Origin of the sequence: Brevibacillus brevis, assembly GCF_900637055.1 — a bacterium.
Taxonomy (GTDB): domain Bacteria; phylum Bacillota; class Bacilli; order Brevibacillales; family Brevibacillaceae; genus Brevibacillus; species Brevibacillus brevis.
The window spans coordinates 6,168,849-6,182,584 of record NZ_LR134338.1; the positions used below are offsets into that span (position 1 = coordinate 6,168,849).

Below are 13,736 nucleotides of genomic sequence, written 5' to 3' on the forward strand. Positions count from 1 at the left end.
AAAAAAGAAACAGCTACCTTCATACGGGTAGCTGTTGATCCTGCTTATTTTCCTGAAGCTTCCTTCGTCTCGACAGTAGTCTGTTCTTTCTTGGCCTTTTGCTCCGAACGTACATCTGCGAGTGACTTGACCTTGGTTGCTTTGATACGCTTGTTGCGCGGCAGATCAGTCGGCTCCAGATTGTCCACCTCGTCTTGCATGAGTGCTGCGATCCCAACCGCTTTGCCTTTTGCAGCAATGCAGTACTCGCAGTTTTCTTCATCATGCTCATGGTATTGCTTCGGCTCTGGATAGGACGTGATAACGCCTTCAAAGTTCCGCAGGACGACTTTATCGGACGCTTGCGAAATAATGTAGTTCGGGCTGACTGGAATTTTACCGCCGCCGTGTGGAGCGTCTACTACAAAGGTCGGCACTGCATAGCCGGAAGTATGGCCGCGCAGGTGCTCAATGATTTCGATCCCTTTGCTGACAGGCGCGCGGAAGTGTCCAATGCCCTCTGACAGGTCGCATTGATAGATGTAATACGGGCGAACGCGGATTTTGACCAGGTCCTGCACCAGCTTTTTCATCGTATTCGCACAATCGTTAATGCCAGCTAAAATAACTGCTTGGTTGCCGAGCGGAACACCAGCATTGGCGAGCATTTCGCAAGCCAGCTTCGCTTCCGGTGTAATTTCTTTTGGATGGTTAAAGTGTGTATTGAGCCAAACCGGATGGTATTTTTTCAAGATGTTGCACAGGTTTTCGGTAATGCGCTGCGGGAATACAACAGGTGCACGCGTACCGATCCGAATAATTTCAACATGCGGGATGTCGCGCAGGCTGCTGATGATGTACTCCAGTACGCGGTCATTGATCAACAGACCGTCTCCACCGGAGAGCAGTACATCGCGGACTTCTGGTCTTGAGCGGATGTAATCGATACAGGCATCCAGCTGTTTCTTTGGCACACCCATGCCGATCTGGCCGGAAAAGCGACGACGCGTACAGTAACGGCAATACATGGAGCATTGGTTCGTCACTAGGAAAAGCACGCGATCTGGATAACGATGCGTCAGACCAGGTACAGGAGAATCCGTATCCTCGTGGAGTGGGTCTTCCATGTCGTATTTGGTACGAACCATCTCAGAGGACAAAGGTACAGACTGCATGCGAACCGGATCGCTTGGATCGTCTGGATCCATCAGATGAGCATAGTACGGTGTGATGTTGAGTGGAATCGTTTGCGTAGAAATACGTACGCCCTCTTCCTCTTCCGGTGTCAGATTGATTACCTGCTTCAAATCATCGACCGTCTTGATGGTGTGCGTAAGCTGCCACATCCAGTCATTCCATTGCTCGTCCGTGACATCCTTCCAAAGTTCTATCGAACGCCAATCGCGTTTTGTCGCTACTGTCATGTGCATCCCGTCTCCTCTCGTCTTATGGTGAACCTCTTCGTTTCACTCAACCAACAAGAGATGCAAGTGCCATGCCAACAAATCAAAAGATTTAGAAAATAAGGAATAGAGCGTTTTGTGAGCGCTTCATCCTGATTTGCGCCTATGTGAGTCTGCCGAATTTTCGGCACTCAACAGGGAGGGATCATTCGTTGCGAGAGCTTGTATTGCAGCGTCTGTCTTGGGATTCCCAAGAGCTTGGCGGCACGAAGGACATTGCCGTCCGTTTGCTGCATCGCCTCTTTGATCACTTTTTCCTCTACCTCACGCAAAATTTCTGGCAGCGTACAGCCTTCCTTTGACAGGAGTTGCGCCGAAATAGGCGCTTCTTTTTTCTCAGATTGCGGGCGTTCCAGCAAATGAGTCGGAAGATGGTCCAACAAAATAATGTCCGATTCCACCATATTCATGGCTGCTTCTATGACATGTTCCAGTTCACGTACGTTCCCCGGCCAATCATACATAGCAAACAAACGTGCCACTTCGCTGCTGATTCCACGTACATTCATACCGAAGATCCGGTTGAACTTTTGCAAGAAATGATCGATCAGCATATCCACATCTTCTCTGCGCTCCCGCAATGGCGGCAATTCAAAAGAGACGACATTGATCCGGTAGTACAGGTCGGTTCGCATGACTCCTCGCTCCACGAGTGACTGCGGTGCCTCGTTGACTGCAGCGATTACCCGTACGTCCACTTTGGTCGATTGGCTCCCGCCGATCCGTCTGATCTGACCGTCCTGGAGGACTCGCAGCAGCTTTGCCTGCAAATCGAGCGGCATGCTGTTCAGTTCATCCAGAAATAGAGTACCGCCGTCCGCCAGCTCGAATAGCCCTGGCCGATCATCGGCTCCTGTGAAGCTTCCTTTTGTCGTGCCAAACAGCAAGCTTTCGAGCAGCGCAGCCGGCAGCGCGGCACAGTTTTGCGCGATGAATGGCTTACTGGTGCGGACAGACGCATGGTGAATAGATTGGACAAACAGTTCTTTTCCCGTCCCGGTTTCGCCGTATATCAACACGGGAGAAGATGTCCGGGCAGCTTTTCGAGCGCGTTCTTTGAGGCGTTTCATTTTTTCACTCATCGTCAAAATGTCATCGAAATGGAAAGTCGTTTCATCTACCGTGCGTTTTGTCCGTTTCGGCTTGCTAATCTTGGCCTGAAGATCGACTAAGCGCTCCGACAGTTCTTTTAGCTTGCCAATATCCTTCGCCACCTCGACTGCACCGACTAACCGTTTGCCTACTCTCACCGGAAGTGTTGTGTTGATTGTCTCCACACGCATTCCCTTCCAGTTCTTATATGTCTGTGTCTGGTTGTAGATTGATTCGCCACTATCGATGACACGAAGCAGGGTACTCGACTGTCGATCAAGCGAAGGAAAAACCTCCAACAATGGCTTCCCCAACACCTCCTCTGAGGTCAGCCCATCGAGCTTGGCTGCGACGTGATTGTAGAAAATCGTAATGCCATTTGCGTCCACAACGTGAATTCCTTCATCGATAGCACCCAAGATCGCCTGCAACATTTCTACCGTATCTGACAACGGCATCTTGGCTTTCACTCCTTCCTTCCATCCATGCTGCCAAAAAATCATCACTTCGCCGAATATTCGGCACTTTTACGATGTTATCGATTACGCCCTACCTGAATGGCAAGCATTGCGGTATACAGTAAATGTCCCAATACCCAAATGAGAAACGCTGCCAAACTCATCGCGGATTGACTCAACAGGCTAAATGGGAAAAACGCGACAGAAAAACCGAGCATCCAGTACAGCAAGTATCGTACCGATCGGGCTTTTCGTTCCCGCGGGTAAAAGTGCATGAGAAAAAAGGCGACGATCACACTAATCAGCAGATGAATCAATAGTTCTACAATAGAGGGCAGGTTTTCCATACCCGGTACATAGCTGACATCAATTAAAACGGGAAAGGTATTGGTATCAAACAAACCATCTCCGAGCGCCAAAAAAGCAGCAAGACCCAGACCGGCTATCAGTCCATTTGCGAGTACAAACATGCTGTATCCCCCTCTCACTTCAGCCGCAAGTAATCCTATTGTACGTGCAAAAAACCGCCCTTGCAAAGGGCGGCTTATTTTCCTAGCTCTATTTTCAGCTCATGCTCGCCAGCGTACTGCTCATTCATCCATAGCTGGTATGCGATTTCTACCTGTACAGGAACCTCTGCTTCGTAGCGGATTCGCAGCTTGTTCGTATGCGTCTCCATTGCAAACGGACCATAGGGACTTTGATAGGTAGAATGGGTGCTGGCTCCTTTTTCGAATTGCTGTCTGGTTGAAACTCCGCCCTGACGAACCAGCGTAATGGACGTATCTGTCAGCTTCAGTGTCGTGCTTACTTCGCCGACGCCCTCCATCTGCTCTTTGTAGGTCAAGTACCACGCGGTTGCTTTTTGTACGCGCTTGCCTTCATAGCTGTGGGTCGTTTCTTCCCAGTTGCCTTCGACATGATGCCGTGCCGTCAATTTCACTTGTATGTCTTGCATGCTGCTTCCACACTCCACTTTCTTTCGCTTCCCATTTATCCCTACATTCTACCCTTCATCGCTCTTCTGTGGCAACCGCCGCCTCCGCTTTGGCATCCGCCAGCAGGTATCTCATGGTAGCAGCAATCCCGATCGCCGCAAGCAGCAGCAGACCCGCCAACACCAAGTACCCGATTCCTGCCCCCGTGTAATCGATCATAGCCGTAAACAAACCGATCAGGACCAAACGCATCATCATGCCGATTGAGTTGAAAAAGCTCATCACCCGCCCCATCTGATGCTTCGGCACAACTGTCATATAGAGCGATTGCCGAATCAAGCGCACAGAAGCGTTGCTCCACCCGTAAAACGTGTACGCCGCAATCAGCGCCCAGCCATACGGCAAAGCAATCATGACGACAATGGCAATCGCGAACAACAGCGTATTGCCGATCATGGCTGCCAGTTGCCCCATCTTGCTAACGACGAAAGCAACGAGTAAACCTGCCGCCACCGCACCCAGTGCATACGTGACCTCTCCCAGCGAATAAACTGAAACACCCGCCTGCAGCGTTTGGCTTATGTAAACAGGCTTCAATAAGTTCGTAGCCATAACAGCAATGAAGGGCATGAGTGCCGATATGCCAAACAGGAGGAAGCCTTTCTTTTGCCGAATGTACCGCCAGCTTTCCATCAGCTGCTCCGTCCACGCGACACCCTGGTTTTGCTTCGCTTCTTTTTCCAGCGTGAAGGTATACGTCATGGTAGACAGCAAGGTAAAGGCGAACAAATAGGTAATCGCATTGAAAATAATCACCACATGCAGCCCGTAGGAGCTAAGCAAAATCCCCGCAAACGCCCCAGCAAGAACGGATGCAGTCTGTCCTTCGATCTCGAGCAGACTGTTAATGCTGTTGTAGTGCTTGGGCTCGAACGTCTCCTGAACCAGCGCGGACTGCGTCGGGTAATGAATCTGGTACATAAAGGTCGTCGTCAAATAGATCACGATTAGCATCCACTCGGTGTACTCTCCAAAAAAGCCCCAGATCGCGAGCATGCCGAGTACGCTAAATCCGATCAAGTTTTCTACCAGCAGCATTTTTTTGCGGGAGTAACGATCGATGAGCGTCCCGATATACGGCCCAATGAAAAACATCAGTACCGCAGAAGTAAACATGGTCGAGCCCAAAAGTTGAGCCGAGCCTGTCGTTTCCACGAGGAACCAGGCAATCCCGATCATCGTCATGCCTTGCCCAAAGCCAGAGAAAAGATTGGAAAAGAACAGCTTTCGAAATGGTGCGTAGGCAAATACTTCTCTCATGCAGACAACTCCTTTGTAAGAAAACCTCCGTCGACTCTTACATCATTTCACTATTATGATTGTACTGACAATTCAATACTTTGTAAATAAAAATGTTTATTAATTGAATTGAACGTCTGCCACCAATAGGAAAAGCCCCCGGTCCTTTTGCAAAACCGGAGGCTTATTTACGCGGATATCTTATTTTACAAAGCTCAAGAGGAGCTCGCGAACGATTTTGGATGCCGCGATTTGCGTCATTTCACTGTGGTCATACACAGGAGCAACCTCTACCAGGTCACAACCAATGACATTCGCACCGTTGTTTGCCATGAAGTGAATGGTATCGAGCAGCTCACGAGACGTGATGCCGCCTGCTTCTGTTGTACCTGTACCTGGAGCGTGCGCAGGGTCCAATACATCGATGTCAATTGACAGGTAGATTGGACGGTTGCCGATGGTAGGCAACACTTGCTTCACTGGCTCCAGTACATCGTATTTGTACAGATGCATGTTTTCTTTTGCCCACTCAAACTCGTCCTTCATCCCGCTGCGGATACCGAACGAATATACATTTTTGCCGCCGATCAGGTTGCATACCTTTTTGATCGGGGTGGAGTGGGAGTATTCGTATCCCTCGTAGTTGTCGCGCAGGTCTGTATGCGCGTCAAAGTGGAACACGACCATGTCCTTGTACTTTTCATAAACCGCTTGGAAAACTGGCCAGGAAACCAAGTGCTCTCCACCCAGACCCAATGGGAATTTGCCATCTGCCAATACTTTTGCCACGAATGTACGGATCGCATCCAGGCTACCTTCCACGTTTCCAAAAGGAAGAGGAATATCGCCGGCATCAAAGTATTTGATGTCTTCCAACAGCCTGTCCAAGTACGGGCTGTACTCTTCCAGACCGATAGAAACCTCGCGAATACGGGAAGGGCCAAAACGAGAGCCCGGACGGAAGCTCACTGTCCAGTCCATTGGCATACCGTAAATAACCGCTTGGCTTTCTTCGTAATTCCCGTGACTACGGATAAAGACATTTCCAGAGTATGCTTCGTCAAAACGCATAGGTGTAGTTCTCCCCCGATTAGTCGCGGGTCAGCTCAGCCACAAAGTTAGGCAGTTTGAAAGCAGCGTGGTGAACTTCCGCATTGTAGTATTTGGTGCCCAAATCTTTGATTTTCGCTGGATCTACTTCCAACGGATCATGTTGCTTGGAAGCGATGGTGAAGCTCCACAGTCCGGATGGATAAGTAGGAATGCTGCAGGTGTAGAGACGAGTAACCGGGAAGATCGATTTCAGGTCTTTGAAGACGCGCTTGATCAGATCACGGTTAAACCAAGGAGATTCCGTTTGAGCAACCATGATACCGTCTGGTTTCAAAGCATCGTGAATGCCTTGGTAGAAACCTTTTTCGAACAGACCTACAGCAGGTCCTACTGGCTCTGTAGAGTCAACCATGATCACATCATACTCACCTTTGTGGTCATGGATATGTTTAATACCATCGATAACTTGTACATCTACACGCGGATTGCCTGTCAATGCACTCGCAATCTCAGGGAAATATTTTTTGCAAGACTCAATGACGCCACCGTCGATTTCAGCCAGAACTGCTTTTTCTACAGACGCGTGCTTTACGATTTCACGAATAGCACCGCCATCGCCGCCGCCTACAACCAGAACCTTTTTCGGGTTTGGATGCGTATTCAGCGCGATATGAGAAATCATTTCATGGTAGACAAACTCATCGACATCGGTAGTCATAACCATGCCGTCGAGCACTAACATGCGACCAAACTGCTTCGTATTAATGACGTCGATTTGTTGAAACTCGGATTTCTCACTGTATAGGGTTTCTGTAATTTTCGTTGTTATCCCGTGATTTTCCGTCTGTTTTTCGGTGTACCACAATTCCATGTTCATGGCTATGTAACCTCCTTCAATTAACCGCATGAAAATACAATATAACAAGAAAATTATAGTAGCTGTCTTCCAAATTGCAAGATATTTTTCTAGTGAGGAAAGTTTAACCAGCTTGCAAGCGACACATACTACTAGTAACGTAGTATGTCCTATTTTATTGATTCAACCGCAGAAAGGAGGAGAGGCACACATGGAAGTCATTCGCGAAGCCCCATTGCTGCGCTATTTGCGTTGGGCTAAGAAATTTGTAAAATTTACCATTCTCAGCCTATTATGTTTCTCTTTTGCCATCTTGCTGCTCATTTTGTACTTACGCTCACAACCACTCCCGGAAACGTTTGTGAAGCAAACCACGACGATTTACGCTTCCAATGGAGAGGTTTTGGATACGATGCACCGTGGCGAGAACCGGATTTCTGTGCCACTTGCAGAGATTTCACCCGCATTGCTGGATGCGACCATCGCGATCGAGGACCGTTCGTTCCGCGAGCATTTTGGCTTTGATTGGAAGCGATTGGCCATGGCCGCTTATGTTGATGTCATTAACATGGACAAGCGTCAGGGTGCCAGTACTATTACCCAACAATTGGCGAGAAACTTGTACCTCAGCTTGGACAAGACATGGGAGCGAAAAATCAAAGAAGCCTTGCTTGCGATTCAGCTTGAACTGAATTACAGCAAGGATGAAATATTAGAGATGTACGTCAATCAGATTTATTACGGTCATTCAGCCTATGGCGTTCAAGCTGCTGCCCAAACCTATTTCGGCAAGGACGCCAAAGATTTGACGGTTGCAGAGAGCGCCATGCTGGCAGGCATCCCTAAGGGTCCTACTTATTATTCACCATTTGTCGATTTAGAACGCGCCAAAGCCAGACAAAAGCTCATATTGAATGCCATGGAGCGCGACAATCTACTGACAGCGAAGGAAGTAGAGCAAGCCTACGCGGAACCAATCAAGCTGAAACAGCGAGCAAACGAGAACGTAACCGAGCCGGCTCCTTATTTCCGCGATTACATCGCCAATTTGGTAAAAAACAAATATGGCATTGAAGAAGAAAAATTTATTCATGGCGGTCTAAAAATCCATACGACCCTTGATCCAGTCATACAAAAAAAGGCCGAGGATATTGTCGCCTCCGTCTTACCGAAGAATAATCCGAATTTGCAGGTAGCCCTTGTCGCCATGGACCCTGCGACCGGCTATATCAAAGCAATGGTAGGTGGACGTGACTACAAGGTGAGCCAGTACAATCGCGTGCTTGGCAAGCGGCAGCCCGGTTCCTCCTTCAAGCCGATCATGTATTTGTCTGCCTTGCAAAACGGCTATACACCGCTCACTTTGATAAAAAGCGAACCGACCGTTTTTACCTACGATAACAATAAGCAGTACATTCCCGGCAATTTTGGTGGAAAATATGCAAACGCACTGATCAATATGCGTGAAGCAATCAAAACCTCCGACAACATTTATGCCGTCAAGACCATTGATTTTCTCGGGCCGCAAAAAGTGGTTGATCAGGCAAAGCAATTAGGTATCACCAGCTCGATGCAAGCAGTTCCCTCACTGGCACTGGGAACTTCACCTGTCTCTCCCTTAGAGTTAAACGCAGCTTATGCAGCAATCGTCAACAAGGGACAAGCAGTGAAGCCCATTGCGATCACCTCCATCGAGGACAGCGAGGGCAATATTTTGGTCGAAGAAAAACCGGAAAAAACACAGGTAGCCGATCCTGTCGCGTCCGCTCTCTTAGTGAATATGATGCAAAGTGTATTTGAACAAGGCGGTACCGGATATCGCGTTGCTGGTGAAATGAACCGACCTGTAGCAGGGAAAACAGGGTCAACGGATTATGACGCTTGGCTGAGCGGGTTCACTCCGCAGCTGGTTTCGACTGTATGGGTAGGTTACGACAAAAACCAAAAGGTCGATGATGTAAAGGAAGGGTACCTGTCCAAAAAAATCTGGGCCCAGTTCATGGAAAGTGCGCTCAAAGGTCAGCCCCCTGCACTCTTTGACATGCCAGCTGGTGTTGTATCTGTTTATATCGATCCCGCTTCTGGAAAACTGGCGACCGAGCATTGTCCGAATCCACAGCTCTTTTATTTCGCCAGCGGAACAGAGCCTCAAGATTATTGCACGGATCACATCCCGACCAATGAGACACCGACGCCTTTAAAGCCGCCTGATTCTTCGACCTTCTGGCAGCGCATGGGCAGTTGGTGGAAACCGAATAACTAAAGAAAAAAGGACGTTTCTCTTCATCGAGTACGTCCTTTTGCTGTGCCTATTAACCTTGCGTGCTCTGATTGTCCCCGCCGCCCACGACTCCATCTCCATCGGCAAAAACATGGTCGTTGACGATCGTAATCAGACCGGCATTATCAAGCTGTTCCAATACTTCAAACAAGCTGTCCCTTTTTCCAGCAGGAAGCTTGCGCACAAAGTTGTTTATCTCGGTCGGAGTCACGTGTGTACGGAAATGGACGCCACCGTGCTTCACAAAATGATCATGCGATTGTTCATTACCACGGAGATCTTCTTCCAATGGGTACCGCCCCTTCCGTCAAACAGTTTGGTTCAATCCTCATTAGTGTTCCGCGATATCCCAAAAACTATGATCAACGATGATAATTATATAAGACAAACAGGGAAAGAGTGACGGCTCTCTCCCTGTTTGTTGACCTAGTGTACATGTACACAGATATGGAAATAAGTTTACCTGACTTCAATTGTGTGAACAATTGATTTCACGATTTGTTCACAGACCGTTCACGATTTCCAACTTCAGGACAAATTTCGCTTTAATTCCTCGGAGGAATTCTCATACATGTCCGCGTTATTTTCAATCAAAAGCTTTTTCAGAGCGGCTTTTTCCTTCTCGGATAGGTCGGACAGCATAATACGTCTCTTCATGGAGTAATCCATGCGATTCACGTGATCTGCCAAAATTTTGTAGCCCCGACGCGCTTCCCGATCGATTTCCATGTAGCACGCAGTTGCGCCTGCATAATAAGGACCCGCTTCATTGCGATCAACGGTTACCCAAACGAGCCAATAAGGCTTTCCATTTGGTACTTCTTCTTTATTTGTCGTCCATTTGATGCCCTTTTCTACAGAACTTTTGGCATGCAAGGCGCCCATGTCAATGTACGCTTCGTCCCCATCGATAATGACCGAGGACACAGCATTCAGGTCGAGTACACCTTGACCAAAACCTCCGTGTACATCGGTTTTTCCACTCATGATGGTAAAGCCGCCTTTTTTATTATCAAAAATATCCATTTGAATAACCTCCAGACAATCATTCTCCTTCCTTTTATTCTACTCGAAAAACGTACGATGACGCAATTTGCCTATGTGCCCAGTTATTTATCCATAGGCTTTTGGGTGTTTCGGTTTTTGTTTACGAGCTGGATGATTTTTTCGATGCCCGACATGACCAGGATCGTTACGACGGCTGTATGTACCGCCATGGCAACCTTCATAACTAACAGTTCACCTAGCATCGTGTCGGAGGGAACGATAAACAAGTAGTACACAAAGCTGATAAAAAGGACACTTAGAAAGATTAACCAACCTCGAAATCCTAGCGTGAAGCGAATGAAAGAGGCGATGAGTAAACCGATCAAAGGCCCCGCGAACATCAATGAGAATACGAAAGGACCGAGTATGAACCAGACAAACCAATTATCATCCATGTCTTACTCTCCTTGCTTTTGATGACTACACATCATTGGAATCCGTAGATTCTTCTACCTCTGCCAGTCCACGCTCATCGAGCACGTAACGTCTGCCTGTTTCTTTGTAACGCTCCGAATCATCTGAAGAGAAACGTTTGATCAGAAAACGCGCTGGCTCCTCTCCCTCTACAGCTACAGGCGGCTGGAATTCCAGGTCTTCACCATCTCGAACATGGATGACAACGATGCGATCGTGGTATTCAATGGACAGATCTTCCCGTACTTCTTTTTTATTGGCGTCGAGCGTAAAGCTCTGACCGGATTTGTGTATCGTCACTTCAGGAAAGCTTTTGTCATCTTGTGCAATGATGTAGTACAAGTAGTCAGCATGTTGGTCCGGAGCATTGCGCAATCCTGGTTGTGATTCCTCATCTCCCTGTAACAATCGCGTTACTTGATCAATGACTTCTGGTATGGTCGGCAGCTTGGCGTGTTCGCCTTTCACGTAGTATCGTTTTTTCATATCCTTCTGGGCGTAATTGGCACTCATATACGGGACAGTACCATCCCCAACGCCAGGATCGTGAATCGGCGACCATTCGTTATAAAAAGAATCATAAAAGTAACCTAGCAGTGTTACTTGGCCTGTACCCACGATGGAATACTGTGGAACATTGATCGTTTTGTTATCCCACTTTTCATGCATCTTGCCGCCATGTCTGACGAGCGGCGCATAGTCGAGGCGAATATTTTTGTCCTTTAAAAATTCGTCGTAGGTGTAGTACTGAATGTTACTCTTTTTCAGGAAACCAACCGTTTCAAAGTATTTTTTGGAGGGTAACAGCTCGTAAACGGCAGGTGCATAAGAAGAAATCACTTTCCCTGTTTCCTCATCCAGCCAAGGGATCGAAAAATTATATCCGTGCTTAAGAGCCTGATATGCCCGTGGAGAGCCAAGGAAGGGTGTTCCCATATAAACGACAAGATTCACTTTGCGCTGGTACGACACATTGGATAGAAGTGTCTCTTTTACCAAGAGCCCACCCATGCTATGTGCCACCAAATGCACCTGATTTGCCCCACTTGCCTTCAGTGCGGCATCGATTTCTTCTTTTAGAAGTTTGGCATTTTTGGTGCTGCTGTATCGCCAATCGTACGGCAGTGCAAATAAGGTGCGGTGCTTTTTGTACCCCGCCTTCTCCAGTTCCTTTACCATGCTGTAATACTGTTCGGTAAGTTCTTTTAAAAACGGCGCATAGGAAAGATATTCGATAGCGTAAAAATCATCTTTTTCCGGGTGGATCGTCGCATCACGTACGACTGGCTGTACATCTACACTGTTTGGCTTGATCGGCTCCAGAGAGAGTAGCCTGCGGTGTTTGGGATCATTAATACCAATGAGACTATCGCCAAGTGCTAACCATATTTCCGATCTCTTTCCATTCTGCTCCACTTCGAGTCGCGATCCACCTACTCCTGGGATTAAGATAACCGGAATCGTTCTGTCTCCTATATAAAGACTGTACGAGTTAGCGGTAAATCCCGAGCGCTTGCTGGCCATGACCTTGACTTTGTAGGTTCCAGGATAGGCGTTGAAGATAATATGTTCATCCGAATTCTTCGCTTTCTCTGATCTGGCGACTACTTTTCCAGTCTCGTCGAGCAGAAATACGTCCATATCCATTCCAGCAGGGATATCCTTGAGGGAGACCTCCACAGTAGAGGAGAGCTTAAAGGATAAGCTGTAAAAATCCACATCCGTCTTTGAATGAAGATTTCCTACGATCTTTCGGTTATACGCATCCAGCTCGTAGGCCTCTTCCATTGCGTCGTTCGGCTCGTATCCGTCTGCCTTGCCCCCTCCTTGATCCGCGAAAAAATCAGCTCGCAAACGGTAGTAGTAATCTTTCGAAAAAGAACCCTGCTTTCCAACGACCTTGATGTAGTACCATTTGTCTTTTTCCAGTGCCAGTCCCTCAATTAACTCAGGCTCATTTCCCTGCTGCTCTGAACGGGCCAGCTCCCGCTCCTCCTCATCATACACATACAAATCGTAGTCTTCGCTTGCCCGAATATCTGTGAGGGATATATTCATCTGTCCATTTGTTGTTCCTCTGATTTTCCAAAAATCCACATCATCATTGCTGCTAATCTTTCCATGGCTGTCCTTTCCGTCAAATAGCCAGTCCGATTTGCTGCCCAACGTATCATTCGGTTCTACTTCAAAGCGAGCTTCTCTATTGCGCAGTTCCGCTTCTTCTGGCTTATTCTCTCCTGAAAAATGCGCATAAAATTCCTCTGCCAGCCGCGAAAGCTCTTCATCGGTGGTATCCTGCTCCTGCTCCTGCTCCTGTTCTTGTTCTTCCTCTTCTGCTGGAGCTGCGTTTGTGTCTTCGATCTCTAGTTCGATCAACTCTAGTGGTTCTTCCTGATCGGCAGCCATTTCATCCCAAGGCGTCTTTTTGATTTTTATTTTGTCTTCTGTCAGCTCTATATGTTCAGGCAACGATAGCTCCCAACTACGTAACGGCTCGTCTGAATCATTTATGAACATCGTTATCTGGATAGGGCTATCATCCATAGGCATTACAGCGAGGGAAATATGAGACTCCTCGTGAAAAGAGCGAGTTTTGCTGTCGCTGTCCTGATTGACAGAAAGCTCGACTTTATCCGGAGCACCCGATAATTGTGCCTGAAAACGCACCTCTCCCTCGTCGATCCATGCCCACGCTTCCTCTACGAATATCTCCTCTTCTTTTGCCCAGCCCTGTTCCACTGTATTTCCCAAGCATAAAGCGAATAGGAGAAGTACACATAGCAACCGACGCGTGATTATTCCCACAAAAATCCCCCTCATCCTTTTTCTAGCTTTACAGTAGAAAAAGACAGAGAG

At 47.8% G+C, this 13,736-nt stretch carries 12 protein-coding genes; 1 reads left to right on the top strand and 11 read right to left on the bottom strand.

Translation table 11 applies throughout. The features are described 5' to 3' along the window. Positions 1 to 44: 44 nt before the first annotated feature. The 7 genes from kamA to speE all read right to left on the bottom strand — a co-directional run bounded on the left by kamA (position 45) and on the right by speE (position 7,153). Positions 45 to 1,409, bottom strand: coding sequence for a lysine 2,3-aminomutase (gene kamA, locus EL268_RS29960; RefSeq protein ID WP_106654806.1), 1,365 nt, complete (start codon positions 1,407 to 1,409; stop codon positions 45 to 47). A gap of 164 nt (positions 1,410 to 1,573) precedes the next feature. Further along, entirely contained in the window at positions 1,574 to 2,992 is a 1,419-nt protein-coding gene (locus tag EL268_RS29965; protein WP_106654807.1) for a sigma-54 interaction domain-containing protein, read from the bottom strand. A 77-nt stretch (positions 2,993 to 3,069) separates the two neighbouring features. Continuing rightward, positions 3,070 to 3,462 (bottom strand): hypothetical protein, encoded by a 393-nt coding sequence (locus EL268_RS29970; RefSeq protein WP_106654808.1) that lies wholly within the window; start codon positions 3,460 to 3,462, stop codon positions 3,070 to 3,072. Between the two features lie 74 nt (positions 3,463 to 3,536). Further along, positions 3,537 to 3,950, bottom strand: coding sequence for a YwiB family protein (locus EL268_RS29975; protein WP_106654809.1), 414 nt, complete (start codon positions 3,948 to 3,950; stop codon positions 3,537 to 3,539). Positions 3,951 to 4,005: 55 nt separating this feature from the next. After that, positions 4,006 to 5,250, bottom strand: coding sequence for an MFS transporter (locus tag EL268_RS29980; protein WP_106654810.1), 1,245 nt, complete (start codon positions 5,248 to 5,250; stop codon positions 4,006 to 4,008). Between the two features lie 180 nt (positions 5,251 to 5,430). After that, positions 5,431 to 6,300 (bottom strand): agmatinase, encoded by an 870-nt coding sequence (gene speB, locus EL268_RS29985; RefSeq protein ID WP_048035131.1) that lies wholly within the window; start codon positions 6,298 to 6,300, stop codon positions 5,431 to 5,433. A gap of 19 nt (positions 6,301 to 6,319) precedes the next feature. Then, a complete protein-coding gene (gene speE / locus EL268_RS29990) occupies positions 6,320 to 7,153 on the bottom strand; it encodes a polyamine aminopropyltransferase (protein ID WP_088911020.1) in 834 nt (277 codons plus the stop codon). A 196-nt stretch (positions 7,154 to 7,349) separates the two neighbouring features. Here speE and EL268_RS29995 point away from each other — a divergent pair, with 196 nt between their 5' ends. Beyond that, positions 7,350 to 9,401 carry a transglycosylase domain-containing protein gene (locus EL268_RS29995; protein ID WP_106654811.1) on the top strand — a complete coding sequence of 684 codons (2,052 nt, stop codon included), beginning with the start codon at positions 7,350 to 7,352 and terminating at the stop codon, positions 9,399 to 9,401. Between the two features lie 49 nt (positions 9,402 to 9,450). Here EL268_RS29995 and EL268_RS30000 read toward each other — a convergent pair whose 3' ends face one another. The 4 genes from EL268_RS30000 to EL268_RS30015 all read right to left on the bottom strand — a co-directional run bounded on the left by EL268_RS30000 (position 9,451) and on the right by EL268_RS30015 (position 13,685). After that, on the bottom strand, positions 9,451 to 9,708 hold the full coding sequence (locus EL268_RS30000) for a hypothetical protein (protein WP_106654812.1): 258 nt from the start codon (positions 9,706 to 9,708) through the stop codon (positions 9,451 to 9,453). Positions 9,709 to 9,947: 239 nt separating this feature from the next. Next, the gene (locus EL268_RS30005; RefSeq protein WP_106654813.1) at positions 9,948 to 10,445 is read right to left on the bottom strand and encodes a YwhD family protein; all 498 of its coding nucleotides are present in this window, start codon (positions 10,443 to 10,445) and stop codon (positions 9,948 to 9,950) included. Between the two features lie 83 nt (positions 10,446 to 10,528). Next, a complete protein-coding gene (locus EL268_RS30010; protein ID WP_106654814.1) occupies positions 10,529 to 10,861 on the bottom strand; it encodes a hypothetical protein in 333 nt (110 codons plus the stop codon). 25 nt (positions 10,862 to 10,886) lie between these two features. Then, positions 10,887 to 13,685: a lipase/acyltransferase domain-containing protein gene (locus EL268_RS30015; protein WP_106654815.1), complete on the bottom strand. Its 2,799-nt coding sequence runs from the start codon at positions 13,683 to 13,685 to the stop codon at positions 10,887 to 10,889. Between the last annotated feature and the right edge of the window lie 51 nt (positions 13,686 to 13,736).